A 26,656-nucleotide genomic window follows, 5' to 3' on the forward strand; every position below is an offset into this window, starting at 1 on the left:
CGCTTATCTCATACAATTACGGGATTCCGCACGAGAGAGCGTGCGACCCAGCACAAAAAAAAGCGAGCACGGGTAATGAATTCGCAAGCATTGAGAAGCGCACTGCTGGCCGGGCCGATCCAGGACGAGCGACTCGTCAAACTGGAGACGCCGCTCGGCCCTGACGTCCTGCTGCCCCATCGCGTCAAGGGGCGATCCCGGCTCGGACGGCATTTCGAGTTTGCGGTCGACGCCGTGTCGGTGTCCGATGACATCGAACTCAAGAAGCTGATCGCGCAGCCGGTGACACTGCGGATCCAGCAGGCCGACAAGTCGTACGCGCCGCACCACGGGTACGTGCACGCTGCCCGCCGGCTCGGGTCGGACAGCGGCCTCACGCACTACCAGATCGTCTTCGCCTCGTTCCTGCACTTCCTGAGGTTCCGCCGCGACCAGCGCATCTGGCAGGACAAGTCCGCCGACGAGATCATCACCGACGTCCTGAACCAGCATCCGCAGGCCAAGGGCTGTTTCGACTTCAGGCTCTACCAGCCGCTGCCGTCCCGTTCGTTCTGCATGCAATACGAGGACGACTGGAACTTCGTGCACCGCCTGATGGAATCGGAAGGCCTGTACGGCTTCTGGGAGCAGGCGCAGGACGGCAAGTCGCACCGGCTCGTCATCGTCGACCGGATCGACGCACTGCCGGCCCTGGCGCCACAGACCCTGCGCTTTCATCACGCCGGCGCACACGACGAAGCCGACACGCTCGTCCAGTTCTCCGGCACGCGCACACTGCGCAGCGTCGCGCGCACGACGCGCTCGTTCGACTACAAGCAGCCGCCCACCGCATCGAATCCTAAGGCGACTCACCTGCCGACGATCGCGAACCAGGGCGACCTGCCACAGCAACTCGAAGTCTACGAATACACCGGGGCCTACACGTATTCCGAACAGTCTCGCGGCGACCATCTGTCGAAGATCTGGATGGAGGAACAGGAGTCGCTCGCGAAGCGCTTTCACGGTATCGGTGGCGCCCGGCGCATGGACGCGGGACGCACGTTCGAGCTGGCGGATCACCCCGAACACGACAAGGACGATGCTGGCCAGCGCCGCTTCGCCGTGATCGAAACGGCGTGGCTGATCGCCAACAACCTGCCCGTCTCCGATCGACAGGCCGGGTTCCCGCACAGCCTGCAGGCCGAAATCGACGACCTCGTGCAGGCCGGCGGCAGCGACCTGCCGCATGTCCGGCATCCGGACGGCAGCGCGGGCATTTTCCAGGTCAGCATCGAAGCGCAGCGCACCACGGTGCCGTTCCGCAGCCCGTTCGAACATCCCAAGCCGCCGATGCATCTGCAGTCGGCGATCGTCGTCGCGCCGCAAGGCGAGGAAGTCCACACCGACGAACTCAATCGAATCAAGGTCCGCTTCCACTGGGATCGCCTCAACGACGGCGACGAGAAGGCCTCGTGCTGGTTGCGCGCCGCCGCATCGGATTCGGGCAACGGCTATGGCGCCGTGCACCCCCATCGCAGCGGCGAGGAAGTGCTGGTCGATTTCCTCGGTGGCGACTGCGACCGTCCGATCGTCGTCGGGAAGCTGTACAACGGGGCAACGCGCCCGCAATGGCACAGCAACGGCATCCTGTCCGGGTACCGATCGAAGGAATACGCAGGCGCCGGTTACAACCAGCTGGTGCTCGACGACGCGACCGCGCAGAACCGCGTGCACCTGTACAGCAGCCAGGCCAACACACACCTGCACCTCGGCTACCTGATCGACCACACGGGCAACAACCGCGGCAGTTATCTCGGCAGCGGCTTCGACCTGCGCTCGGACGCATTTGGTGCGGTTCGCGCGAACCGCGGCCTGTACGTCACCACGCATCCGAAACAACCGGCGAGCCAGCCGCTCGACGTCAAGGAGACGCAACAGCAGCTCGTCACGGCGGAAGGCCTGATGGAAGCGATGTCGGGGGTCAGCGCGCAGCATCAGGGCGAGTCGCTCGACTCCGGCCACGCGGCGCTGAAGCAGTTCACCGATGCGACGCAGAACAGCGTGAGCGGCAGCGCGTCGGGCGGGCGACCCGGCGGCGGCGGAGCCGGCAGCGCCAATGCATTCAAGGAACCCGTGATGCTGTTCGGCAGCCCGGCCGGCATCGCACTGTCGACACAGCAATCGGTGCAGTTCGCCGCGGACCAGCACGTCAACCTCGTCAGCGGACAGAGCACGCACGTCGCGGCCGGGAAATCGCTGATCGCGAGTGTCCTCGACCGGATCAGCCTGTTCGCGCAGAACGCGGGGATCAAGCTGTTCGCCGGCAAGGGCAAGGTCGAAGTGCAGGCGCAGGCAGACAATATCGAGCTGACCGCGCAGAAGGCGCTGAAGCTGATCGCCGTCACGCAATCGATCGAAGGTGCCGCGGCGAAGGAAATCCTGCTGACGTCCGGCGGCGCCTATATCCGCATCGCGAACGGCAACATCGAAGTGCACGCGCCCGGCAAGATCGACATCAAGGGCGCGCAGCATGCGTTCAGCGGCCCCACTCACCTGTCGCAAACCATGCCGACACTGCCGAACTCGAGCGGCAACTACGACCAGGCGTTCATCGCACACTGGGCCGGCACCGACATTCCGGTCGCGAACACGCGATACCAGATGTTCTCGAACGGCACGCTGATCTCGGAAGGCGTCACCAACGCGGCAGGCGAGACGGGGCTCACGCAGAGCCACGTGCCGCATGACGTCGTCGTCAAGTTTTTAGGGAAATCGAATGGCTGACGGACAACAGGACAAGGTACTCGGCACCGGCGCGGCAATGCTGACCCCGACGGATTACAAGGATCGGCCCAAGGTGCAGATCAACATCTGCGACAAGCATGTGACGCCGGCGCCGAAATGGATTGTCGGCACCTGTCCGTTCTACTATCGGCCGCTGCATGGCGCTTATCTGGAGACTGTCGAAAAGGTCAGCATGTCGAGCATCTGGTCGACCATCAAGGGTTTCGCGCTTTCGTGGGATCCGTGGACAGACTCGGACGCGGCGCACAAACTCCTCCACCGGCGCGAGGAACTGATCAAGCCAGAAAGTTCGAATTCCGACTGGTCGCGTCATGGCAACTTCATGATGCGTCATATCGGATGCGGACATAAGCCACCCGACTACTACATCAGCTACGGCTACTACTATTGCTCTGACTACGGCGCCAACCTCCTCCCGCGACTGTCCGCGCAAGGGAAAGCGTGGTTGAACAAGGCACGGAAGCTGCTGCAGGCCAACATGGAAGACGGCCTGAACCAGAACATGATGGGCGACACGATCCAGATGGCCAGCCCGACACCGGGAAACGGCGGTGTCGATATGACCTGGCCACAGTTCGAACTGGAAATGAACAACGAGAAATTCAAGGAGTTCGCGTTCAAGACGCACCCGATGGCCTACCTCGACGGGGGATTGGCGGACCTGCCGATCATGGATCTCGTCAAGATCGGGATGCGTCCGAACATCCAGGAATGGGGCGACGGAAAGACATGGGGACAGGCTCGAGATTCGGCCATCCCCGTTGCACGGAAAAAGGCCGAGGACTGGGACGTCGACGATCCGGTCGGCAAGGCGCTCGGAAGACTGCTGGTGAAGTGACATGCGAAAAGGCACACGATGGCTTTGGGTCGCGGGATGCGTTCTTGTTCTGCCGATCGCTATTTACGGATACACGGAAATGACTTCAGGGTGGGACACGGTATCAACGGAATTCATGCGCAACGACAAGCCGTACGGTGCGGGCGCATTTCGAGTGCATCGCAACGACTTCATCTCATTGAAGATTGCCAGACCGGAACTCAGGTTCAAGCCGGAAAGCGAGCAGAAGAACCCTGACGTCGCGGAGTTCGCCGAGCCCTGGATGGACGATTCGAACGAGCGGCTGAACCGGTCGACCGTCAGCTTTCTGCGCGGCACGCTGGGCGGCGGCGTCGCACGCCACTTCCAACAACCGGGCCAGACCGCGTCTTGGTGGTATTCGCCTGACTGGCAGGTCCTGTACGTCAGCACCGGCTGGATGGATTACAAGGCGCCGCGCCCCGACGACGGAGCGGCCCCTCAGACAACCAGACTCTGGAAATCGAGCGACGGCGGCCAGCACTGGTCCCAACTCGAATGGCCGGCGAACCGCAACGTCAACCGGCTGCTGTTCATCGATACGCAACGGGGCTACGCCATCGGCTGGGGACCACGCGTGTGGCGCACGGCAGACGGCGGGCAATCGTGGCAGGAAATCAAGGAGCCGCCCGGTGCCGCCGTGCAAGGCAAGCCGAGGCGGACTTTCGACAGCATCAATCTCGGCCCCGACGGTGTTTTGCGCATTGCCTATCAGGTCGAGGACGCCGAGCATCCGCAACCGGCAACCATCGTCTGGCGGCTCGGGTGGAGCCAGCATGACTTCGCCCAGGAAGCGGTACTGCCCGGACAAGTCGTCGGTCTCGAATCGCCACCGGCACCCGTCCGGGATTACGCGCTGTATGCGTTGTCACGCACCAGCAGCGCATCTGGCAGCGGCCGTGGCGCGGGCGTCATTTCGACCTGGACCAGCGAGCACCCCGACCACATCCAGGAACTGCATGCGTTCGACAACCCGCTGACGCTCAATGGACTGAGCGTGGGTCGCAACGGTGTCGTGCTGGTCCACGCGACCGATCCGAACACCGCAAACGGCGGCGGCTCGCCGATCGACCAGACGATCAGCAGCACCGACGGCGGCAAGACCTGGCAGCATGCCGCCGACAAGGCTTCACAGGGCGGCTACTTCGACCCGGAAACGAATACGCTCTATTCGGTTTTCGCCTATACGCTGCGCAAACGGCAATTCTGATTGCCGCCTGACACGCTCGCCGCGGGCCGCGTCCGCAGAATCGGACGACGCCCGCGCATGACGCGCCTCATGATCCCTCCGCCGACGTCAGCCAGCCCTATGCGAAATCGATCTCGACTGAAGCGACTGGCCGCGATCGCGATCGGCAGCGTCGCATTGATTCTGCTGTACGAAAGCACCGGCCCTCGATGGGAAACCGTTTCGTCGCGGATTACGGGGCCCGACGGGTCGTCAGGCGTCGGGGATTTCTACGTCACCGGCAACGAGATCATGTCGTTCACGATCGCCGATCCCGTGGTGACGCTGAAGCCCGTCAGCGAGTGGAAAGACCCGATGGTCGCCGAACCCACCGAAGCATGGATGAACAGTGCGAGAGAAACCCTGAATCGGCGCACCGCGAATTTCTTCCGGGGCACGCTCGATCGGGGACTGCAGCGCTTCTTGCAAGTACCCGGTCAGCACACCGCATGGTGGCATTCGCGAGACGGTCATGTGCACTTGATCAGTGTCGGCCAGATGAGCTACACGTCGCCGGGCTCCGCAGACGACCTCGTCTCGCAGCAAACCCGTGTCTGGAAATCGCTCGACGGCGGCCGCCATTGGTCGCCACTCCCATGGCCCGAACCCGAAGATATCCATCAGCTCCTCTTCATCGATGCGCAGCAAGGCTACGCGATCGGCTGGGGCCCTGCCGTCCGGCGGACGTCCGACGGCGGCGAGTCCTGGCAGCGGATTGCACTACCGCCGGATGCAGTCGTCCCCGGTGCCCCTCAGCGCAAGTTCAACGCGGTGAGTCTTGGCCCCGACGGCATTCTGCGCGTGGCTTACCATGTCGACCGGTCTGCGACGGCCCCCGCCCGCAGCGTGGTCTACCGGCTCGCGCCGGATCAGCAGACGTTCGTCCCGGATGCTGTCCTGCCGAACCAGACCGTCACCCGACTCGCGTCGACGCCGGCCACGGCCGGCGGCTATGCGCTTTACGCGCTGTCTCTGCTCGACAGCGAGAGCGGCAACGACGCTACACCGGATCACACACACCGGACCGGCGTGCTTTCAACGTGGACGAACACGCGACCTGAGCACGTCCGGCAATTGACGACATTTGACAAGAAGCTCATCCAGCGTGATCTCGATGTGGGACGCGACGGCCTGTTGCTCGTATATGCGACCGATCCCCAGCAGGCAATCGATGATCCGCCGGTCCCACTGATGTTCAGCAGCACCGACGCAGGCATGACCTGGAAACAGCATGACGACAGAATCGCCTATCAAGGTCGGTACTTCGACCCGGATTCGAACACGCTCTATTCGCTGCTCGACAAAAGACTGAAGAAGCTGTCGTTTCCGGTGAGAAATACCCCCGCCTCAAAAGACTGAATCCCCTCGCTACGCCTGGGGACTCCGTTCGATGCAGAAATCGCTGCGCTGCGTGCGTACAAGCAGGCGCTCGTCAGCACGATCGATGCGTGGCTGGCGTGCAGCGACGAACAGGTCGATCCGGCCGCACTGAAGCGCACGCTCGCGGCGGCGTTCGGCGTGCCGGCCCGTCCAGCCGAAAAACGGCGAATCGGCGTTCGGCCGCAATCCGGACGTCGACGTCGAACGCGGTGGCACGTCCCGCCCGATGCTGTTCGTGCGCGCCGGCTTCGACATCGCATGCGGCGACGACAACCTGCTAACCGCGTATGCATGGGAAAACGGCGGCTGGCGACGCGTATGGCAGCGGATTCCGGCTCTCGGCGCTACCTGGCGGGCAGGTCGCGGTCGCACCGGCCAACGGCTCGGCTGCGCAACGCACGGTGTTCCATTCAGAGAACGACTACGTGCTCGACGAGAACTCGGATTGCGGAATGCGCCCAAGCCACCGTGCCGCAGCACGACCCTGGCGCTTCAGCACCGAACCGTATGCTGGTTCCCCAGGTTCGTCAGTTACCGCGCTGCGGCTCGAACACGAACGGTTGGGTCAGCAGGAACGGGTTCGCGGTCGCGCCCGTCTGCACGCAGGTCGCGTGCGTCATCGCGTCGACAGCCGCACGGTCGGCCGCCGAATTGCGGCTGCTCGTCGTCACGGTGACGTTCTGCGCTTCGCCGGACGTCGTCATCAGCGCGCGCACGAGCACGGTCGCCGGGCGCGTGAGCGGCTTCGCGGTATCCGGATAGACGGCGCGTGGAATGTGACAGGTCAGCTTGCTTTCCTGCGACGACGTCAGCATCGCGCAGCCGGAAAACAGCATCGCGACGGCGGGCAGGATCAGGTAGGTCGAGCGAATAGCCATGGTCGAATATCGTTCTTCAGCACTGTTCCGGACACACGCGCCGCGCACCGGAACACGTCGCCCGGCCGCATCGCATGCATCACACTGCGCCGCGGCCATCGGACCGGCGCCCCGTTACGGCCGCACGGCCGATCGATGCTCGGCCGCGATCCTGCGTGGCGGACTTCCCGGGTAGCCCGGGCTTTGCCTGTGTTCGCGCTACCCTCGCCTCACACGGGTCGGCACGCGAGCGCTTTCGCGCATTGTGCACGCCCTGCCCGGCAAGCGGCGGCGATTTGACAATGGTTGACGCGAATCGCCGGGCCTTCAGCCGGAATCCATGCAATCCGCGAGGTAATCGATGCGCGGCCGGAATCGCCGTGTTCGCGCCGGGCGCTAACGCCCGACGCGCACCGCCGCTCCGTCGCGGCGCGGCACATGCCGGAATTCCCCGTTCCGGCAGGCGCTGCGCGCATCAATCCGAATCGTCGTCGTCCTCGTCGTCGGCCGCATCGGCCGGAACTTCGCCGTATTTCGCGACGACCGCCGCCTTGAACGGCTTCAGCGCCGGCTGCTGATCGCACAGCTTGTACAGCGCGGCCAGTTGTTGCGGCCAGTCCTTCAACTCCTTCGCAAACACGTGCAGGCGTGCGACGGTGTCGAGCGCGTCGGCCTCGCGACCGGCCAGCGCCTGCAGCGCCGCGTAGCGGCGCAGCACCGTCTCGCCGGGCAGCAGCGCGATCGCGCGCTCATGGGCGGCGAGCTTGGCCGGCAGGTCGTCCGCCGAAATCGGGAGGAGCGTGGCCGCACCGTATTCACCCCACGCGCCGAACAGCAGCGACGGCGCATCGCGGTACTGCGCTGCCGGATCGCTGCCGTAATACAGCACTTCCGCGCGCTGGTAGTCGCGCAGCACCGGCACCGCCGCCAGCACGCCGCCGACCGACAGCACCGCGAACAGCCCGAATGCCGCACGCCCCGGCAGGATGCGCAGCGACTTCACCTCGAGCAGCCCGATCACGAACATGGCCGGCAACAGGAAGAACATGTACTGCTGCGGATACTCGACCAGCGCGTGCATCAGCAGGATGCCGATCAGCGCGAAGCCGAACACGCGCATGCTCGACTGCGGCGCGCGCACCGCGCGCACGAACCACGTCACGAGCGCGACGACGAGCACGCCCAGGCCGACGAGGCCGGACTTCGCGAGCAGGTCGATGAAGATGTCGTGCGAGTTGTTCGCGATCTCGACGCCGCCGAGCGAGCGCACGAGCGCGAACTGGTGCGACGGGAATTCACCCCAGCCGACACCGAGCAGCGGATGCTCGCGGAACATCGCGAGCCCGTACTTCCACAGCGCGAGGCGCGGTGCGATCTGCCCCGCGTCACGCATCCGGTCGGCCGCGGATTCCGCGAGACCCAGGTGGTAATGGACGTTCGCCCAGCGCACCGCGACGTTCACCGCGATGAACGCCACCGCGAGCACGACCGGGATCGCCCACGCACGCGCATTGCCCGGCGCGCGGCGCGATTCGAGCCAGGCCATCCAGAAGCCCGCGACGACCATCACCGCGACCTGCAGCCACGGCCCGCGCGACACCGTCAGCGCTAGGCCGGCGGACAGCACGATCGACAGCGCGAGCCACGCCCATGCCGCAAGCCGGCGCGTCTGCACGAGATACAGCGCGCCCGCGAGCGCGAACGCGATGTAGCTGGCCAGATGGTTCGCCTGCGCCATGTTGCCGTACGGACGGCGATCGACCGCGACGTTGTACACCACGACGAACGGCGACAGCGCCGACTCCAGGTGGAACAGCTGCACGATCTGCGTTCCGACCGCGAACACGCCGCCGATGAGCAGCGCGCCGGCCATCATTCGCGACACGGCCTCTGCCAGCCCGTCGCGCGCGAGCGCATAGCCGGCCTGCATCGCGACCAGCGCGGCGGCGAGATAGCCGACCGCCAGCCAGTTCATCGACGGCACCTTGAGCGGGATCAGCGCGACCTGCGCGATGAGTACCACCGCGAACCCAAGCGGCGCGACGAACGCGGCCGGCGCCGCAAACGGCTCGGCCGGGCGGCCCGTGCGCGCGAGCAGCACGACGGACACCCCCACCAGCAGATACAGCACCAGCGCCGAAAACTCGGAATAGAAGGTCGGGATCGGATACGTGTGATTCGTGATCGCGTACGGCACGATCAGGGCGACAGCCAGCGCAACGAGCGGCAACGAACGGGAAAAAGTAGAAGGCATGAGCGAACCGGATGTCAGCAACCGGCGCACTATACAAAACTTTCCCCCCTCTGTGCGGGGCCTTCGCGCCGCGACCCGACGCCGGGTGGCCGCCCCGGCCGGCTGACGAGGCGGCCGGCATGCTGCCCGCACCGCCCCTGCTCCACCTCCGGCGCTAGGCGCGACACTCCGCCGGCGCATATTTCGCGGGCAGCGTCGCCGCATCGACCGGCAGCGGCCCGGCCCCCGGTGCCGGCAGCGACGACGACGCCTTGCCGGCGGCGAAGCACTCCCACGCGATCGCGCCGGCCTGCATCGCGCCCTTTTTGAGCGGCACGCGTGCGGTGGGCGCGTCGGCCTTGTCGGGCGCGGACGGCACGAGCACCAGCGTATTGGTGCCGGCTGCGGCGACGCGCGTGGTGAACGCGACCGTGATCTGGCCGGTCTCGCCGTCGATCACAACCGATTCGACGTTGCGGGTCCCGGCCGGCGGGCTGTAGCCGCCGTCGAGGCTCGCACCGCTTGCGGCGTTGTCGGCGACGGCGAGCCGCGCGGACGACGCAAGCGCGAGCCCTTCGCCGACGCGCGAGCGCGCAAGGTAATCCTGATACGCGGGAATCGCATAGGCCGCGATCACACCGACGATCGCCAGCACGATCATCAGTTCGATCAGCGTGAAGCCGGCCGGCCGCCAGCGCGGCGACGGCCGGTTCGCGCGCCGCAGATCGGCGGCCACGCGACGGAACAGGGAAACGGAAAAGGCTTCGAACATGGCAGGCTCCGGAAACGAAAAACGCCTGCCGGTAAAGGCAGGCGTCTCGATCGTAGCCAGCAGGCCGTGAATCCGGCAGTCGGCCGGACGGCCAATGTCAGTGCGCGTGCGGTACGTCGCGGCGCTTCCTGAGCGTGTAACCGATCGCCACCACGAACAGCGCGCCCGCGATGCTCGCACCGTAGAGGACCTCCGGCGTATCGAGCACCGGCCAGCGGTCGCCGACCGGGTCGTTCACGATCAGGCCGCCCGCGATCCAGCCGAGCAGCCCCGCGCCGAATGCCACGAAGATCGGGAAACGGTCGAGCAGCTTCAGCACCAGCGTGCTGCCCCACACGATGATCGGCACGCTGACGACGAGGCCGAAGATCACGAGCGCGATCCGGTGCGACGGGTCGGCCTGTTCGGCCGCGCCCGCGATCGCGATCACGTTGTCGAGGCTCATCACCGCATCGGCGATCACGATCGTCTTCACGGCGTCCCACAGCCGGCTGGCCGGCTTGATGTCGTCATGCGCGTCGCCGGCCGGCGCCATCAGCTTGATGCCGATCCACAGCAGCAGCAACCCGCCGCCGAGCTTCAGGAACGGCACGTCGAGCAGCGCGACCGCGAACGTGATCAGCGCGACACGCAGCAGGATCGCCCCTGCGGTGCCCCAGACGACGCCGCGCAACCGCTGGTTCGCGGGAAGGTTACGGCACGCGAGCGCGATCACGACGGCGTTGTCGCCGCCGAGCAGGATATCGATGATGACGATCTGGAGAACGGCGCCCCAGTGGAGCGACGTCAGGAATTCGAGCATGGCGTGAAGGGCAGGACGGCGGCCGCCCGCGGGCGGCCCGGTTCATCGCCGGCACATGCGCGATGCATGCCCGGTGCTTACGAATTCATTGCGCGAGCATAACAAAAAACGCCGGCAAAGCCGGCGTTTTCTGCAGGACGAACCCAGGGGAAATATTACAGCGCCTTCTTCAGCAGACGGCCCATTTCCGACGGGTTGCGCGTCACGGTGATGCCGCACGCTTCCATGATTTCCAGCTTCGCTTCGGCCGTATCCGCACCGCCCGAGATCAGCGCGCCGGCGTGGCCCATGCGCTTGCCCGGAGGCGCCGTGACGCCAGCGATGAAGCCGACCACCGGCTTCTTCATGTTGTCCTTGATCCACTCTGCCGCATTGGCTTCGTCCGGACCACCGATTTCGCCGATCATCACGACTGCGTCCGTATCCGGATCGTCGTTGAACATCTTCATCACGTCGATGTGCTTCAGACCGTTGATCGGGTCGCCGCCGATACCGACTGCCGACGACTGGCCCAGGCCGAGTGCCGTCAGCTGGGCAACCGCTTCATACGTCAGCGTGCCCGAACGCGACACGACGCCGATGCGGCCCTTGCGGTGGATGTGACCCGGCATGATGCCGATCTTCAGTTCGTCCGGCGTGATCGTGCCCGGGCAGTTCGGCCCGAGCAGCAGCGTCTTGCGGCCTTCGCGACGCATGCGGTCCTTCACTTCGATCATGTCACGGACGGGAATGCCTTCCGTGATGCAGATCGCGAGATCCAGGTCGGCTTCGACCGCTTCCCAGATCGCAGCCGCTGCGCCTGCCGGCGGAACGTAGATGACCGACACGGTCGCGCCGGTTTCCGCCTTCGCTTCCTTGACGCTTGCGTAGATCGGAATGCCTTCGAAATCTTCGCCGGCCTTCTTCGGGTTCACGCCCGCGACGAATGCTTCGCGGCCGTTTGCGTATTCACGGCAGGCGCGCGTATGGAACTGACCGGTTTTGCCGGTAATACCCTGCGTGATGACCTTCGTGTCCTTGTTGATCAGAATCGACATGTATTTTGACCTCTGTTCGATGGGCGTCGCGTACAAACCGCGCCGCCATGCGTATTCGATAGCGTTACTTGCCTGCGGCAGCCGCGACGACCTTCTGCGCAGCCTCTTCCATGCTGTCCGCCGAGATGATCGGCAGGCCCGAATCGGCCAGCATCTTCTTGCCGAGGTCCTCGTTCGTGCCCTTCATGCGCACGACGAGCGGCACGTTCAGGTTCACGGCCTTCGAACCGGCGATCACGCCTTCCGCGATCACGTCGCAGCGCATGATGCCGCCGAAGATGTTCACGAGGATTGCCTTCAGATCCGGGTTCTTCAGCATCAGCTTGAACGCTTCCGTGACCTTCTCGGTGGTCGCGCCACCGCCGACGTCCAGGAAGTTCGCCGGCTCACCGCCGAACAGCTTGATCGTGTCCATCGTCGCCATTGCCAGGCCCGCGCCGTTCACGAGACAGCCGATGTTGCCGTCGAGCGAGATGTACGCGAGGTCGAACTTCGACGCTTCGATTTCAGCCGGATCTTCTTCGTCCAGATCGCGGTACGCGACGATTTCCGGGTGGCGGAACAGCGCGTTCGAGTCGAAGTTGAACTTCGCGTCGAGGGCGATGACCTTGCCGTCGCTGGAAACGTTCAGCGGGTTGATTTCGGCCAGCGATGCGTCGGTTTCCCAGAATGCCTTGTACAGGCCTTGCAGGATCGCGCGCGCTTGCGGGATCGAAGCAGCCGGCACGCCGATCTTCGCGGCGAGGTCGTCGGCCTGCGCGTCGAGCAGGCCCGTCGACGGTTCCACGATGACCTTGTGGATCAGTTCCGGGTGCTTTTCGGCAACTTCTTCGATGTCCATGCCGCCTTCGCTCGAACCCATCAGCACGATCTTTTGCGTCACGCGATCGACGACGAGGCTGACATACAGTTCCTGCTTGATGTCGGCGCCTTCTTCGACCATCAGACGGTTGACCTTCTGGCCTTCCGGGCCCGTCTGGTGCGTGACGAGCTGCATGCCGAGGATCTGGTTCGCGTATTCGCGGACCTGCTCGATCGACTTCGCCACCTTCACGCCGCCGCCCTTGCCACGGCCACCTGCGTGAATCTGAGCCTTCACGACCCATACCGGGCCGCCGAGCTCTTCTGCCACCTTGACGGCCTCGTCAACCGAGAACGCCGGCTTGCCGCGCGGTACCGCGACTCCGAATTTCCGCAGGATTTCCTTACCCTGGTACTCGTGAATCTTCATGCGTGATTCCCTTCAGTCTGAGAGTTGGATGAAAAGTCGCTTTAGACGCTTCTTCGAATGATTTCCGTTCATTCCTTCGTGCTGCCTTCACCGGGCACGTCCGGCCGGCTCGCGCCATACCAGCGCGGGTAGTACTGCCGCACGACCTCGCCGTCGAACCGCAAAGCCCGGCAGCGGCCGAGCTGGAAAGGCGCTTCGTCGTGCACGCCGCCATGGTCCGGCCCTTCGCCCCCCTCCTCGCGCACGTTCCACACGTCACCGGCGAACGCCTGGATCGCTGCCGTCGGCAGCACGGCGCACAGTTCGGTGAGATGGGAGCAGCCTGCGACGCCGGCGAGCAGCCGGTTCGCGTTGCGGCGGAAATTGCGGAAGAGATTGAGCCCGATGAGGGCCCGATAGGCGGGAGTGGCGGATTGACAGTGACCGGGATAGGGAACCCATTCCGAAGACGCTTCGGCGTCGACGACATTGAGGTCACGATCGATAGTCACGCGCAGCCAGAGTTCGTGGATCGGCAGGCCCTGGGGCCGGATGCCCGACGCAAGCGCGACATCGCGCGGCTTGTGGTCGGTCAGGCAGGCTTCGATGTCCCACAAGCCGTCGCCGCGCTCGTAAGCTTCCGCTCGGATTGCGCGTTGATGTCGCAACTGACGGGGCACGGGCTCGGATAGCGGCATGCTGGAGGTTGAGGCCGAAGAGGAAAACCCAAGGATTTTAGCATATTGGGTATTTGAGACAGTTTGACGCGACGGCGGGTATTCCCGCCTGTCCGGAAGCGGTTGCATTGCAGCAAAATCGCGCGCCACGCGCGCGATCGGTGCGATCAGTCGTCGACCAGGAAATCGTCGCCGACCTTCAGCAACTTCACGATGGTCGCACTCGAGAAGCCGCGCGCGGCGAGAAAGCGCGCCTGCTTCGCACGCTCGGCCGGCGTTTGCGGCAGTGCACCGAATTTCTTGCGCCAGACCGCCTGCGCACGCGCCCATTCGGTCTCGCGGAGCTGCGCATTCACCTCTTCGACGAGCGTGTCGCCCACCGCATGACGCTTCAGCTCGCTGACGATGCGCGCGACGCCGACACGCGACGCGCGACGATGCACGAGACTCTCGGCAAAGCGCGCATCGGACAGCCAGCCTTCCTGTTCCAGCGCATCGAGCACGGGTTCGACGGATTCGTCTTCGCCGACGTAGGGCGCGAGCTTGCGCGCGAGTTCCGTGCGACTGTATTCACGGCGGGACAGATAGCCGAGCGCGCGGCCCTTCAGCGATCGCTGAGGCTTCGACGACTTGCGCTCGGTAGCGCCCGGAGCGTCACCCGATGAAGTGCTGGAAGAAGCACCCGGCGCGCGACGTGTGCGGCGCGGATGCTGGCTGCTGCGCGTATAGACATCTTCCCTGGCCGGCGACGATGCATCGGCTGCGCGATCACCCGGGAAGCTGACACCGGAAACACGACGGCGGGAGCGGTCGTGCGCGTCGAACGATTCATCGTCGTCGAACGGATCGTCCGGGACGGCAATCTCAAACGAAACGAGGGCATCGTCGGATGCCCTCGTCGCGGTGCGGTTCGCGGCATCGCTGCCCGCGCCCCGCTGATCAGCGCCCGAGGATCCGGTTCGCCGGCCGGAGCGACCCGCCGTTTCGGGCGCGTCGCTCTCCTCCGGCTCGCCAGCCTGACCTCGGCGCCCGACCATCACTCTTCTTCGTCCATCGCCTCGGCTTCGTCCTGGACTACACCGTCGGGCATGGTGACCACGCCAAGCGATTCGCGAATGCGGTTCTCGATCTCGCGTGCGATTTCCGGATTCTCGCGCAGGAATTCACGCGCGTTGTCCTTGCCCTGGCCGATCTTCTCGCCGTTGTAGCTGTACCAGGCGCCGGCCTTGTCGACGATCTTCGCCTGCACGCCGAGATCGATGATCTCGCCCTGACGCGAAATGCCTTCGCCATACAGGATGTCGAAGATCGCTTCGCGGAACGGCGGCGACACCTTGTTCTTGACGACCTTCACGCGGGTTTCGTTGCCGATCACCTCGTCGTTCTTCTTGATCGAGCCGATCCGGCGGATGTCGAGACGCACCGACGAGTAGAACTTCAGCGCGTTGCCGCCCGTCGTGGTTTCCGGGTTGCCGAACATCACGCCGATCTTCATCCGGATCTGGTTGATGAAGATCACCAGGCAGTTCGTGCGCTTGATCGTGCCGGTCAGCTTGCGCAGCGCCTGCGACATCAGGCGGGCCTGCAGACCCGGCAGCGAATCGCCCATCTCGCCTTCGATTTCGGCCTTCGGCACGAGCGCCGCGACCGAGTCGATGACGATCATGTCGATCGAGCCCGAGCGCACCAGCGCGTCGGTGATTTCAAGCGCCTGCTCGCCGGTGTCCGGCTGCGAGATCAGCAGCTCCGGCACGTTCACGCCGAGCTTCGCTGCATATTGAACGTCGAGCGCGTGCTCGGCGTCGATGAACGCCGCCGTACCGCCGATCTTCTGCAGTTCGGCGATGACCTGCAGCGTCAGCGTGGTTTTACCGGACGATTCCGGACCGTAGATCTCGACCACCCGGCCGCGCGGCAGGCCGCCGACGCCGAGCGCGATATCGAGACCGAGCGAGCCCGTGGACACGACCTGGATGTTCTCGGTCGCCTCGCCGTCGCCCATGCGCATGATCGAGCCCTTGCCGAACTGCTTTTCGATCTGGGCAAGCGCGGCGGCCAGCGCCTTGCTCTTCTCGGCGGTCATCCCGGAGCCCTTCTTGCTATCTTCCATGAATCGTCCTTTGCTATGATGAGCAGCGTCTGTTAGAGGCGCGCCCACTTTCAAGCGCTGCCCACGAATGCAGACACTGTATAAAAAAACAGTGTTTTGTGCAAGCCCGCAATGCAGAGCGTTGTACACGAATAACTTCGGAGACAGCCGGCCGGCGCGAACGCCCCGCCGGCCATCGGTCAGCACCATGCGAATTCTCATCGCGGAAGACGACAGCATACTCGCGGACGGCCTCACCCGGTCACTCCGCCAATCGGGCTATGCGGTCGACCACGTGAAGACCGGTGTCGACGCCGATACCGCGCTGTCGATGCAGACATTCGACCTCCTGATCCTCGATCTCGGGCTCCCGAAAATGCCCGGGCTCGACGTGCTCAAGCGCCTGCGCGCCCGCAATTCCAACCTCCCCGTGCTGATCCTGACGGCCGCCGACAGCGTCGACGAGCGCGTGAAGGGGCTCGACCTCGGCGCCGACGACTACATGGCCAAGCCGTTCGCGCTCAACGAACTCGAGGCGCGCGTGCGCGCGCTGACCCGGCGCGGCGCGGGCGGCGGCCCGACCGTCGTGCGCCACGGCTCGCTGGCGTTCGACCAGGTCGGCCGGATCGCGTATGCGAACGATCACGTGCTCGACCTCTCCGCGCGCGAGCTCGGCCTGCTGGAGGTGCTGCTGCAGCGGATCGGCCGGCTCGTGTCGAAGGAGCAGCTCGTCGACCATCTCTGTGAATGGGGCGAGGAAGTCAGCAACAACGCGATCGAAGTCTACGTGCACCGGCTGCGCAAGAAGATCGAACCCAGCGGCGTACGGATCTCGACCGTGCGCGGCCTCGGCTATTGCCTCGAGAAGGTCGCGCCCGCCGCGCCGGCCGACACGGCAGCGCCCCAGCCCGCGGTGGCCGGCACGCCGTTGCGCTGAATCCGGGCGTCGCCGCGATGGCCACGCCGGCCCATCCCCGCCATCCGACCGGCGCGCCGTCGTCGGCCGCCGACGAGGCGCGCGACGCGCGCTACGAGAACCCGTTCGCGCCGCCCGACGAAACCGATGCGCCCGAGGCGCCGCGCCCGCGCTCGCTGTTCGGCGAAATCCTCGACTGGATGCTCGCGCCGCTGCTGCTGCTGTGGCCGATGAGCATCGCCGTCACCTATCTGGTCGCGAAGACGATCGCGAACGGCCCGTTCGACCGCGCGCTCGAGACCAACGCCTATGTGCTCGCGCGGCAGATCCATCCGGTGAACGGTGTCGCCGAGCTGACGCTGCCGGAGCAGACCCGCGACTTCCTGCGCGCGGACAACGTCGACAGCGTGTACTTCCAGGTGCTCGGCACACGCGGCGAGCTGGTCGCGGGCGAAGCCGACATGCCGCTGCCGCGCGACGAGGACCGCCCGCCGCCAGGCGTCGTCATGTTCCGCGACGACCTGCTGCGCGGCAACGACGTGCGCGTCGCGTATACGACGGTCGCGCTGCCGCAAGCGGGCAGCCCGCAGCCCGTGCTCGTGCAGGTCGGCGAAACGCTGGACAAGCGCAACGCGCTCGCGAACGACATCATCAAGGGCGTGATCCTGCCGCAGTTCGTGATCCTGCCGCTCGCGATCCTGCTGGTCTGGTTCGGGCTGTCGCGCGGGCTCGCGCCGCTCAACGCGCTGCAGGCGCACATCCGCGCGCGGCGGCCCGACGACCTGTCGCCCGTCGAGGCGCAGCGCGCGCCGCCCGAGATCGAGCCGCTCGTCACGTCGTTCAACGACCTGCTCGCCCGCCTCGAACAGAACATGGCGCTGCAGAAGCGCTTCATCGCCGACGCCGCCCATCAGATGAAGACACCGCTCGCGGGCCTGCGCACGCAGGCCGAATTCGCGCTGCGCCACCCCGTCCCGCCCGACGTGCAGCGCTCGCTCGAGCAGATCGCGACGAGCTCCGAGCAGGCCGCGCGGCTCGTCACGCAGCTGCTTGCGCTGGCGCGCGCCGAAAACCGCGCGAGCGGGCTGACGTTCGAGCCGGTCGAGATCGCCACGCTCGCGCGGCGCGCGGTGCGCGACTGGGTGCAGGCCGCGCTCGCGAAACGGATGGATCTCGGCTACGAAGGCCCGCCGGACCCGCCGGACGACGGGCCGCTCGACGTCGACGGCAATCCGGTGATGCTGCGCGAGATGCTCGGCAACCTGATCGACAACGCAATCCGCTACACGCCGGACGGCGGCCGCATCACGGTGCGCGTGCGCGCCGAACCCGCGGCGCGGCTCGTGCATCTCGAAGTCGAGGACACGGGGCCGGGCATCCCGGCCGCCGAACGCGAGCGCGTCGTCGAGCGCTTCTACCGGATCCTCGGCCGCGAAGGCGACGGCAGCGGCCTCGGGCTCGCGATCGTGCGCGAGATCGCCACGCAGCACGGCGGCACGCTGACGCTCGACGATCACGTCTACCAGCACGCACCGCGCCTCGCCGGCACACTCGTGCGCGTCAGCCTGCCGCTGGCCGAAACTGCCCCGGATTAACCCTGATGGGCGCCGCCACAGCACGCCGCGATTGAGTCAAAATCTACGATTTAACAGAAAATAAAAGCACTTTGCAGCACGATGAGCGCACGAAACCACCGATTCGGCGCGGGTTAACCTGCAGTCGTTTTGCACGCGCGAGTCAGTCGGCCGTAAGTTTCCGTACCAATAATCCTCGACAGGCCCGTCCACCCAAGGCGGCCGCACATCTATATCAAGGGACTTGGAGACGACTCATGGCAACGTTAGGCGGGCAAATTTCCCACTCGCCGATGACGGGCGAAGAGAAGAAAGTGATCTTCGCGTCGTCGCTCGGCACCGTGTTTGAGTGGTACGACTTTTACCTGGCCGGCTCGCTCGCGGCCTACATCAGCAAGAGTTTCTTTTCCGGCGTCAATCCGACCGCCGCCTTCATCTTCACGCTGCTCGGCTTCGCGGCCGGCTTCGCGGTGCGGCCGTTCGGCGCGATCGTGTTCGGCCGCCTCGGCGACCTCGTCGGCCGCAAGCACACGTTCCTCGTGACGATCGTGATCATGGGCGTCTCGACGTTCGTGGTCGGCTTCCTGCCCGGCTACGCGTCGATCGGCATCGCCGCCCCCGTGATCTTCATCGCGATGCGGCTGTTGCAGGGCCTCGCGCTCGGCGGCGAGTACGGTGGCGCGGCGACCTACGTCGCCGAGCACGCGCCGGCCAACCGTCGCGGCTTCTACACCGCGTGGATCCAGACGACCGCCACGCTCGGCCTGTTCCTGTCGCTGCTCGTGATCCTCGGCGTGCGCACGTTCATCGGCGAGGAAGCGTTCGGCAGCTGGGGCTGGCGCGTGCCGTTCGTCGCGTCGATCCTGCTGCTCGCGGTGTCGGTATGGATCCGGATGCAGCTGAACGAATCGCCGGTGTTCCTGCGCATCAAGGCGGAGGGCAAGACGTCGAAGGCGCCGCTGACCGAAGCGTTCGGCCAGTGGAAGAACCTGAAGATCGTGATCCTCGCGCTCGTCGGCCTGACCGCCGGCCAGGCCGTCGTGTGGTACACGGGCCAGTTCTACGCGCTGTTCTTCCTCACGCAGACGCTGAAGGTGGACGGTGCGAGTGCGAACATCCTGATCGCGATCGCGCTCCTGATCGGCACGCCGTTCTTCCTGTTCTTCGGTTCGCTGTCGGACAAGATCGGCCGCAAGCCGATCATCCTCGCGGGCTGCCTGATCGCGGCACTGACCTACTTCCCGCTGTTCAAGGCGCTCACGCACTACGCGAACCCGCAGCTCGAGGTCGCGACGCAGAAGGCGCCGATCACGGTCATCGCCGATCCGGCCGCCTGCTCGTTCCAGTTCAACCCGGTGGGCACGTCGAAGTTCACGAACTCGTGCGACGTCGCCAAGAGCGCGCTCGCGAAGGCCGGCCTGAACTACGAGAACGTCGCGGCACCGGCTGGCGCGACGGCCCAGATCAAGGTCGGCGACACGGTGATCCCCGCCTATGAAGGCAAGGCGGCCGACGCGAAGGCGCAGGGCGCGGCGTTCGACAAGACGCTCGCGGCGACGCTGAAATCGGCCGGCTACCCGGCGAAGGCAGACCCGGCGCAGCTCAACTGGCCGATGACGATCGTGATCCTGACGATCCTCGTGATCTACGTGACGATGGTCTACGGCCCGATCGCGGCAATGCTGGTCGAGATGTTCCCGACGCGGATCCGCTACACGTCGATGTCGCTGCCCTATCACATCGGCAACGGCTGGTTCGGCGGCTTCCTGCCGGCCACCGCGTTCGCGATCGTCGCGGCGAAGGGCAACATCTACTCGGGCCTCTGGTATCCGATCGTGATCGCGCTGGCCACGTTCGTGATCGGCCTGCTGTTCGTCAAGGAGACGAAGGACTCGAACATCTACGCGCAGGATTGATGGCGGGGGCGCAGCGGGGACGGTCGGCGGAAGGTCTCCTTCCAGGGACCGGCTCCCGCCCGCAATGAAGGTCGGCACGGGCCGCCGGCAACTTTTTTCGGGAAAGATGGAAAAAGGTATTGACAGCGGACCGCCCGATCGACATAATTCAAGTCTTCGGCGAATTAGCTCAGTCGGTTAGAGCGACGGAATCATAATCCGCAGGTCCGGGGTTCGAATCCCTGATTCGCCACCAAATGCGAGAGCCGCTGTTTCGAAAGGAACAGCGGCTTTTTCATTTGTATCTTCCGAACACCATGTCCTGGCGGCCCGCGGTGTCGGGCCGGGCACAGCCCGGCCTTTACCTGCAATCACTGTCACGCCGGATGACCGTGCGGCGCCTCGTCCAGTCTCGCCAGCCACGCGTCTGCCGAACTCGCTTCCCCGAGCTGGAATCGCGCTTCGCTGAAGTACTTCAAACCGCCCCAGAGCGACGCGTCGCCGACAACGAACAGGCGATGCCTTGCACGGGTCACCGCCACGTTCAACAGGTTCGGCTTGGATGCTGCCCAGTTCGCGGACGCGGCACTTTCGTGGTCCGCCCCGAGAACGAACACCACGACGCTTTCCTCCTTTCCCTGAAACGTATGTACGGTGCCGATACGTTGCGAGCACCACTGTCTCCATACCTTGCTCGAGGGCCCTCGCCGCCCCGTGTCGGCCACCCATTGGATTGCCTGCAAGCGGTCCGACAGCGCCTTCCTGATCGCCTTGAAGGGGGCGATCACGTACAACGGTGGCAAAGCGCCGGAGTCCGCATACAGACGAATCACCAGCGCCGCAATCACTTCGATTTGCGCCGGCACGACCTGCCGGTCCGACGTGCGGCCGCGCACATCGATCCACGCGCTCGCCCCCAGTCTTTCGAGCGGATCTCCGGAAGGGGCGCGGGACTTAAGCCCGTAGACCATCTTGTCCCGATACGCGATCCGGTTCGCGATCGTAAACATCTTGTCGCAGCAGCGGCGATGCACACGAAGCGGGCTCCCGATCCACAATGGATCATCGCCTTCTACCGGCACGTACGTACCGAAGGGATTCGCCTCGTCGGCCAGCCGTTGCACCGATACCCTAGCGGGCGAGCATCGTCCATCGGACGTGTGCGGCGACAGGTCCGCCAATGCATTGATCAATCGAGTCGGCACCGTGAACACCGGTTCGATCTGCAACGGATCGCCGACGACCACCGCGCGTCGCGCTCGCCACAACGCTCCTACGGCAGCTTGCGGCACGGCTTGACCGGCCTCGTCGATGAATAGCCAGCCGATCGACCGCGGCCCCATGCCGCGAAACTGTCGAGCAAACGACGCGAACGTCGACGACACAACCGGCACCACCATGAACAGGCTCTGCCATATGAATTCGGCTTCCGCAGGATCCTCCAGACGGGTCCCGGCAAGCAGTTTCTGAATCGCCACCAGATTGCCGCCGAAGCCGCCCCCTTTCCTCGACACTTCTGCGAGCCAGGCCTCGTGCAGCGCAAGCCCCGCGACGAAAAGACCGGACCGCAGTCGCGCAAATTCGTCGTCGTGCCCGAAGCCGTTCCGCTGCACTTCGTCCGATTCGAGCTGGTCGGAACCGACCGGCAAGCTGGCCTTACCGAATCGGCGGCACCCATCGGCAAGCAATGCGTGCTTTTCCGCCCACACGCGACGGGCATTGATCAACTCCGCACTCGCCCGTTTCGCTTGCGACTGCGCATTGTCCAACGCGTTGCGCGCGGATGCGGCATCCAAACGACATTGCACGGCGGTACGGCGTGCGTCGATCTGTGCACGCGCATTCGTCGCCACCTGTTCCATGTGCCGTCGCGCCCCCTCCGTCCGAAAAAAACGGGAAAAGAATCCGGGGCGGGCGCGATCGAGCAATCGCTCTTCCTCCTGCAATTCCGCGAGCGCGGCATCGGCTGCCGCCGTCCTGCCGTCGCACGCCGCAAGTTCAGCGCTTGCGTCGCGACCATGCTGCTCCGCCTGTCGCAACGCGTCCGCTGCTGGCTGCGCAAACTGCGCCTCGGTTACGTGGCCCCACGCCGAATGCAACGCTCTAAATGCCACCCGGTCGGAGAGCGCCGCCTGGTAGGCGGATTCCGCTTCGAGAAAGGACGCCCTCGCGGACTGGAAGGTCGGGCCCGAGTAGCGGTCACGCCACGCCCAGAACGCCTGGGGGTCGCTCGGCCCGCCACGCTCGCCCAACGGCCGGGAATCGATAAAGAAACGCTCCTTGAAACGCCATCGATTGTCGCCGTTGCCCAACGCACATGACACGAGCCCCCAGGGCACATCGTCGGCGTCAAGCCGCGTCATTTTGCGGTCACCCACCTGCGCCGCAATCTTGTGCGCGATCGGCTGCAAATAGCGCACCCCGCTCCACTCGGCACCGAGTTGCTTCTGCTTGGGCAGATCGTTCGAGATATTCTCGACCGCCGCGTTGTTCGACGAGGCCACTACCATCTCGAACCCCGTGAGATCGGCGCGCAGCGTGCGAATTCGCGCCACATCGCCGTCCATGAAGCGGATTCCCGTGCTCATGTCCGCCAATGCGTCCGCCGCGCGCGCCAACTTCGCCAGTCGACTCGCGCGTCGCACTACGTTCTCGCAAATCATGTCGCGAAGCAGGGTCGTTTTCCCGGTTCCCGGTGGTCCGTTGACGGAAAACACGCCGTCTTCCTTCAAGTGGTCGAACGCCGTGTTGATCGCAAACTGCTGCATCAAACTCATTTTTTGCGACGCATCGGCAGGCCAGCGCCCGGCGTTCGTTTTTTCCGGACGTAACGTATCGATGATCGCCGCACGACCGGCATCGGTATAAAGATCGACTCGCCGCGCGGGGTCGCCCGGCGTCAGATACGCGCGGAGCGCCGCCGGCACGTCGCCGGCATCGACCGACGCCATGCAGCGCTCGATATCCTCGATATAGAAACTGTTCAGGATGTCGACCGTGGGCGCATCATCCTGGGCCTCGTCGCCACCTTCGTCATCGTCCGCCGGCGCCGCCCGATCCAGCGCACCAGCATCGTCCCTTGCGACTTCCGCTCCGCCGTTCGATGGCTTGGTGCGCGGCTTCTTCTCGCGCGTCACGATTTCCAGAAGCGCCACCGTGGAGCCCGTCTGCGATTCCCAGTTGCTCCACGCCGCCAGCAGATCGCGCAATTGCAGGATTTCGTCTCCCGTGAGCGGAATAGACGGCTCGTCCGGTTTCAGGCCAGCGCGTCTCCGGCGGCGCCGTTCGGTCTCGAAATTGAACAATTGGTCCGATAAGCTCCGCCGAGCACGGTCGAAGGAAGCCGAACCGAGCATCTCGAGGCCGTCGCTCCGGGCTGTGCCGATCGCCCACGGCGCAGTTGATACGGACAATGGATCGAAAGCAGGTTCGCCGGCAGCGTCCAACGTTATCCGTGCCATGCATGAACGACCGTCGAGTGCAGTCCGCTCCTCTTCCTCCGGCGCAATGCACGCCCCTTCCGGCGAAAGCGTATTGGCGAAGTCGACGATGGCTTGCATGTCGAATACACCGAGATACAGCCGGAATCCCGTCAATTCGCGCTCTTCCGGGATTGCCCCGACTGCCCACAACGACGCCGCACCTGGTGCGAGATCGGCCGGTTCGATCCATTTAAGCGAATCGTCGTCGGCATGATCGAATACCTGCTTCAAATCGAAAGGAATGAAGAATTCGATCTTGTGCCAGTAATCGAGAATATGATGAATCCGTTCCACGTCGGCCATGCTTTCTCAGGCTCCTCGTTCGGCTGATTTTGTCTAATCATATTCCCGAATTCCGAGTCACCGCCGACGACCACAGATCGAATACCTGTAACGACACGGTATTCGACACTTCCGCAATACGTTGAGAGCCGGCATATTCCAGATCATTCAAACTGCGGATCCGGAAAAAAACATCGCCGACTGGAGATTTTCAGTCGAACCTTCGTGCGCTTTTAATACGGGCATGCCGTCGTGAGCAATCAAATAAACATCGTACCGACGGGCATCGCAAACCGGTAGAACCATGTCGACTGACCCGCGACGGGCAAGCACGTGATGCAATGTCGAGCAGCGCCCCGATACGCTGCGGCGGAAGCGGCCGAATCGACGGTCGGCCGGCCGTGCGCTACGCCGCCACTGCCCCGCGCCGCACCTCCGGCGCGTTGCCCCCCACCCGCCCGCGCCAGTTCTCCCCACCTTCCAGCGACGGCGTCGACTCGAACACCTCCGCGATCCAGTCCGCGAACACGCGCACCTTCTGCGACAAATGCCGATTATGCGGATACACGATCGAAATCGGCTTCGGCTTCGGATTGCAGTCCGGCAGCACCTCGACCAGCGAACCGTCGAGCAGGTGCGGCAGCACCATGAAGAGCGTCGGCTGGATCATCCCGAACCCTTCGAGCCCGCACGTCACATAGGCATCCGAATCGTTGACCGTGACGCTCCCGTTCATCCGCACCTCGAACGGCTTGCCGTCGATCATGAACACCCACGGAATTGCCCGCGCGCCGTGGCTCGACCGAAAATTCACCGCGTGGTGGTCGGCGAGATCGGCAATCTCGTGCGGCTCGCCGTGACGCGCGAGGTAGTCGGGCGACGCGCAAGTCACGCGCTTCAGCATCCCGATCCGCCGCGCGACCATCGACGAATCCTCGAGCGGCCCGACCCGGATCATGCAGTCGATCCCCTCCTCGACCGGATCCACGTAGCGGTCGGAGAGCCCCAGTTCGAGCGTGATGTCCGGGTAGCGCTGCCGGAAAATCGACAGCGACGGCAGCACGATGCGCCGCCCGAGCGAACTCGGCATGTGAACGCGCAATACGCCGCTCGGCTTGCGGTTGCCGGTCTGGAAACTCGCGTCGGCCTCCGCGATCTCCGAGATGATCTTCATGCAATGCTCGTAGTACGCCGCACCTTCCGGCGTCAGCGACAGCCGGCGCGTCGTACGGTGCATCAGGCGCACGCCGAGCAGCGCCTCGAGATTCTGGATGATGGTCGTCACCGACGCGCGCGGCATCGCGAGCGTGTCGGCCGCGCGCGTGAAGCTGTTCGCGTCGACCACGCGGGTAAAAACTTCCATTGCCTGGATTCGGTCCATGCTGCTCCCCCTTCGAATCGCCAACGGAACAGAATAGAGCGCACGACGGGCGCGGCACAAGTCCCCACCCATTGTTCTCCGATCCTGAATAGTTCCGGCGTTTCGTACTGGAAAGCGATCGATTTCCGTTCAGTCCCACGCGGCAATCGTTCCGGCCCCGCCGGTCGCACGCCGCGCGTTACCGCACGAATCGCTCGCGATACCCCTGCGGCGATACGCCCAGCACGCGTACGAAACAGCGGCGCAGCGTCTCCTCCGAGCCGAAGCCGCACCGCGCGGCGATCCGCTTGACGGGCCATGCCGTTTCACCGAGCAGGCGTTGCGCGGCTTCGACTCGGATCTGCTCGACTGCGCGCGCGGGCGTGCGGCCGGTTCCGGCGCGGTAGTGGCGCACGAAGCTGCGCTCGCTCATGCGCACGCGCTCGGCCAGCGCGGGCACCGACAGGTCGGCCGCCAGGTGCTCGGCCATCCACGCGTGCAGTTCGCCGAACCGGTCGTCGGTGCGCTGCATCGACAGCATCGTGCTGAACTGGGCCTGCCCGCCCGGACGCTTCAGGAACACGACGAGTTCGCGCGCGACGTCGAGGGCGGTCGCGCGCCCGAGATCCTCCTCGACCAACGCGAGCGCGAGATCGATGCCGGCCGTCACGCCGGCCGACGTCCACAACGCGCCTTCGCGGATGAAGATCGGATCGGATTCGACGCGCACATTCGGATAGCGTGCCGCGAATTCTTCGCAGCGCGCCCAGTGCGTGACCGCGCGCCGCCCGTCGAGCAAGCCGGCCTCGGCGAGCAGGAACGCGCCGGTGCAGACCGATGCCACGCGCCGTGTGCGCGCCGCCTGCTGTTGCACCCAGCGCACCAGCCGCGCATCCTTCGATGCCGCATGCACGCCCTTGCCGCCGGCGACGATCAGCGTGTCCGGATGGCGCGCCGCCGAGCGCAGCGATTCCGCCATCACGACCAGGCCCGACGATGTCTCGACGGGCCCTGCCTCGGCCGCGATGACGCGCGGCGCATACGGCGCCGGCTGGCCGCGCTCCTGCGCCAGCTCGTTGACGGACGCAAACACCTGCAGCGGCCCCGACACGTCGAGCAGCTGGGCACGAGGGAACGCGAGGATCAGGATCGAACGCGGGGCGGCAGGCATGATGATTGGCTGAAAACGTGGGTGATATGGCAATTTCGCCAAACACTACGC

General features: G+C 65.1%; 19 protein-coding genes, 1 tRNA gene and 1 pseudogene. 9 read left to right on the plus strand and 12 right to left on the minus strand.

Annotated elements, in window-relative coordinates:
- The first annotated feature begins 75 nt into the window (after positions 1-75).
- From LGM89_RS12270 to LGM89_RS12290, 5 genes and pseudogenes are all read left to right on the plus strand, one after another.
- Complete coding sequence (locus LGM89_RS12270) at positions 76-2,763, plus strand: type VI secretion system Vgr family protein (protein WP_226273131.1); 2,688 nt, start codon at positions 76-78, stop codon at positions 2,761-2,763.
- On the plus strand, positions 2,756-3,622 hold the full coding sequence (locus LGM89_RS12275; protein ID WP_089495557.1) for a hypothetical protein: 867 nt from the start codon (positions 2,756-2,758) through the stop codon (positions 3,620-3,622). The genes LGM89_RS12270 and LGM89_RS12275 overlap by 8 nt, the downstream gene beginning before the upstream one ends.
- 79 nt (positions 3,623-3,701) lie before the next feature.
- Positions 3,702-4,850, plus strand: a complete 1,149-nt coding sequence (locus tag LGM89_RS12280; protein ID WP_226273132.1) for a WD40/YVTN/BNR-like repeat-containing protein — start codon at positions 3,702-3,704, stop codon at positions 4,848-4,850.
- A gap of 57 nt (positions 4,851-4,907) precedes the next feature.
- Entirely contained in the window at positions 4,908-6,227 is a 1,320-nt protein-coding gene (locus tag LGM89_RS12285; RefSeq protein ID WP_226273133.1) for a WD40/YVTN/BNR-like repeat-containing protein, read from the plus strand.
- A 45-nt stretch (positions 6,228-6,272) separates the two neighbouring features.
- Positions 6,273-6,691, plus strand: a pseudogene (locus LGM89_RS12290) (hypothetical protein); the annotation flags it as partial.
- 84 nt (positions 6,692-6,775) lie between these two features.
- Here LGM89_RS12290 and LGM89_RS12295 read toward each other — a convergent pair.
- The 9 genes from LGM89_RS12295 to recA all read right to left on the minus strand — a co-directional run bounded on the left by LGM89_RS12295 (position 6,776) and on the right by recA (position 15,946).
- Entirely contained in the window at positions 6,776-7,126 is a 351-nt protein-coding gene (locus LGM89_RS12295) for a TonB family protein (RefSeq protein WP_226273134.1), read from the minus strand.
- 454 nt (positions 7,127-7,580) lie between these two features.
- Complete coding sequence (locus LGM89_RS12300) at positions 7,581-9,359, minus strand: PglL family O-oligosaccharyltransferase (RefSeq protein ID WP_226206845.1); 1,779 nt, start codon at positions 9,357-9,359, stop codon at positions 7,581-7,583.
- Positions 9,360-9,513: 154 nt separating this feature from the next.
- Complete coding sequence (locus LGM89_RS12305) at positions 9,514-10,110, minus strand: pilin (protein WP_226273135.1); 597 nt, start codon at positions 10,108-10,110, stop codon at positions 9,514-9,516.
- Between the two features lie 97 nt (positions 10,111-10,207).
- Positions 10,208-10,912: a TerC family protein gene (locus tag LGM89_RS12310; protein ID WP_089473497.1), complete on the minus strand. Its 705-nt coding sequence runs from the start codon at positions 10,910-10,912 to the stop codon at positions 10,208-10,210.
- A 155-nt stretch (positions 10,913-11,067) separates the two neighbouring features.
- On the minus strand, positions 11,068-11,949 hold the full coding sequence (sucD, locus tag LGM89_RS12315) for a succinate--CoA ligase subunit alpha (protein WP_006477916.1): 882 nt from the start codon (positions 11,947-11,949) through the stop codon (positions 11,068-11,070).
- A gap of 64 nt (positions 11,950-12,013) precedes the next feature.
- Positions 12,014-13,180: an ADP-forming succinate--CoA ligase subunit beta gene (sucC, locus tag LGM89_RS12320; RefSeq protein WP_011353083.1), complete on the minus strand. Its 1,167-nt coding sequence runs from the start codon at positions 13,178-13,180 to the stop codon at positions 12,014-12,016.
- A 68-nt stretch (positions 13,181-13,248) separates the two neighbouring features.
- Entirely contained in the window at positions 13,249-13,857 is a 609-nt protein-coding gene (locus LGM89_RS12325; protein WP_089473498.1) for a DUF2889 domain-containing protein, read from the minus strand.
- A gap of 146 nt (positions 13,858-14,003) precedes the next feature.
- A complete protein-coding gene (gene recX, locus LGM89_RS12330; protein WP_226206843.1) occupies positions 14,004-14,873 on the minus strand; it encodes a recombination regulator RecX in 870 nt (289 codons plus the stop codon).
- A complete protein-coding gene (gene recA, locus LGM89_RS12335; protein ID WP_089495563.1) occupies positions 14,873-15,946 on the minus strand; it encodes a recombinase RecA in 1,074 nt (357 codons plus the stop codon). Before recA ends, recX begins: the two co-directional genes overlap by 1 nt.
- Before the next feature lie 187 nt (positions 15,947-16,133).
- On the opposite strand from recA, the gene LGM89_RS12340 reads away from it, so the two are divergent.
- The 4 genes from LGM89_RS12340 (at position 16,134) to LGM89_RS12355 (ending at position 20,566) form a co-directional block, all read left to right on the plus strand.
- Positions 16,134-16,862 (plus strand): response regulator transcription factor, encoded by a 729-nt coding sequence (locus LGM89_RS12340; RefSeq protein ID WP_041492943.1) that lies wholly within the window; start codon positions 16,134-16,136, stop codon positions 16,860-16,862.
- Between the two features lie 17 nt (positions 16,863-16,879).
- A complete protein-coding gene (locus LGM89_RS12345; protein WP_206148400.1) occupies positions 16,880-18,436 on the plus strand; it encodes a sensor histidine kinase in 1,557 nt (518 codons plus the stop codon).
- A 236-nt stretch (positions 18,437-18,672) separates the two neighbouring features.
- A complete protein-coding gene (locus tag LGM89_RS12350; RefSeq protein WP_089495565.1) occupies positions 18,673-20,331 on the plus strand; it encodes an MFS transporter in 1,659 nt (552 codons plus the stop codon).
- A 158-nt stretch (positions 20,332-20,489) separates the two neighbouring features.
- Positions 20,490-20,566 (plus strand) — tRNA-Met (locus LGM89_RS12355).
- Positions 20,567-20,687: 121 nt separating this feature from the next.
- Here the strand turns inward: LGM89_RS12355 and LGM89_RS12360 are convergent.
- From LGM89_RS12360 to LGM89_RS12370, 3 genes are all read right to left on the minus strand, one after another.
- Positions 20,688-24,095 carry a DEAD/DEAH box helicase gene (locus LGM89_RS12360; protein ID WP_226273136.1) on the minus strand — a complete coding sequence of 1,136 codons (3,408 nt, stop codon included), beginning with the start codon at positions 24,093-24,095 and terminating at the stop codon, positions 20,688-20,690.
- A gap of 385 nt (positions 24,096-24,480) precedes the next feature.
- Entirely contained in the window at positions 24,481-25,455 is a 975-nt protein-coding gene (locus LGM89_RS12365) for a LysR family transcriptional regulator (RefSeq protein ID WP_226206840.1), read from the minus strand.
- Between the two features lie 178 nt (positions 25,456-25,633).
- Positions 25,634-26,605, minus strand: a complete 972-nt coding sequence (locus LGM89_RS12370) for a GlxA family transcriptional regulator (protein ID WP_226206839.1) — start codon at positions 26,603-26,605, stop codon at positions 25,634-25,636.
- Between the last annotated feature and the right edge of the window lie 51 nt (positions 26,606-26,656).

The sequence above is a fragment of the Burkholderia sp. AU31624 genome, from assembly GCF_020420065.1.
Taxonomy (GTDB): Bacteria; Pseudomonadota; Gammaproteobacteria; order Burkholderiales; family Burkholderiaceae; genus Burkholderia.

Coding starts and splice junctions, on each gene's coding strand:
- LGM89_RS12270 (WP_226273131.1), top strand. CDS start 76: ATGAATTCGCAAGCATTGAGAAGCGCACTGCTGGCCGGGCCGATCCAG.
- LGM89_RS12275 (WP_089495557.1), top strand. CDS start 2,756: ATGGCTGACGGACAACAGGACAAGGTACTCGGCACCGGCGCGGCAATG.
- LGM89_RS12280 (WP_226273132.1), top strand. CDS start 3,702: ATGACTTCAGGGTGGGACACGGTATCAACGGAATTCATGCGCAACGAC.
- LGM89_RS12285 (WP_226273133.1), top strand. CDS start 4,908: ATGACGCGCCTCATGATCCCTCCGCCGACGTCAGCCAGCCCTATGCGA.
- LGM89_RS12295 (WP_226273134.1), bottom strand. CDS start 7,126: ATGGCTATTCGCTCGACCTACCTGATCCTGCCCGCCGTCGCGATGCTG.
- LGM89_RS12300 (WP_226206845.1), bottom strand. CDS start 9,359: ATGCCTTCTACTTTTTCCCGTTCGTTGCCGCTCGTTGCGCTGGCTGTC.
- LGM89_RS12305 (WP_226273135.1), bottom strand. CDS start 10,110: ATGTTCGAAGCCTTTTCCGTTTCCCTGTTCCGTCGCGTGGCCGCCGAT.
- LGM89_RS12310 (WP_089473497.1), bottom strand. CDS start 10,912: ATGCTCGAATTCCTGACGTCGCTCCACTGGGGCGCCGTTCTCCAGATC.
- sucD (WP_006477916.1), bottom strand. CDS start 11,949: ATGTCGATTCTGATCAACAAGGACACGAAGGTCATCACGCAGGGTATT.
- sucC (WP_011353083.1), bottom strand. CDS start 13,180: ATGAAGATTCACGAGTACCAGGGTAAGGAAATCCTGCGGAAATTCGGA.
- LGM89_RS12325 (WP_089473498.1), bottom strand. CDS start 13,857: ATGCCGCTATCCGAGCCCGTGCCCCGTCAGTTGCGACATCAACGCGCA.
- recX (WP_226206843.1), bottom strand. CDS start 14,873: ATGGTCGGGCGCCGAGGTCAGGCTGGCGAGCCGGAGGAGAGCGACGCG.
- recA (WP_089495563.1), bottom strand. CDS start 15,946: ATGGAAGATAGCAAGAAGGGCTCCGGGATGACCGCCGAGAAGAGCAAG.
- LGM89_RS12340 (WP_041492943.1), top strand. CDS start 16,134: ATGCGAATTCTCATCGCGGAAGACGACAGCATACTCGCGGACGGCCTC.
- LGM89_RS12345 (WP_206148400.1), top strand. CDS start 16,880: ATGGCCACGCCGGCCCATCCCCGCCATCCGACCGGCGCGCCGTCGTCG.
- LGM89_RS12350 (WP_089495565.1), top strand. CDS start 18,673: ATGGCAACGTTAGGCGGGCAAATTTCCCACTCGCCGATGACGGGCGAA.
- LGM89_RS12360 (WP_226273136.1), bottom strand. CDS start 24,095: ATGGCCGACGTGGAACGGATTCATCATATTCTCGATTACTGGCACAAG.
- LGM89_RS12365 (WP_226206840.1), bottom strand. CDS start 25,455: ATGGACCGAATCCAGGCAATGGAAGTTTTTACCCGCGTGGTCGACGCG.
- LGM89_RS12370 (WP_226206839.1), bottom strand. CDS start 26,605: ATGCCTGCCGCCCCGCGTTCGATCCTGATCCTCGCGTTCCCTCGTGCC.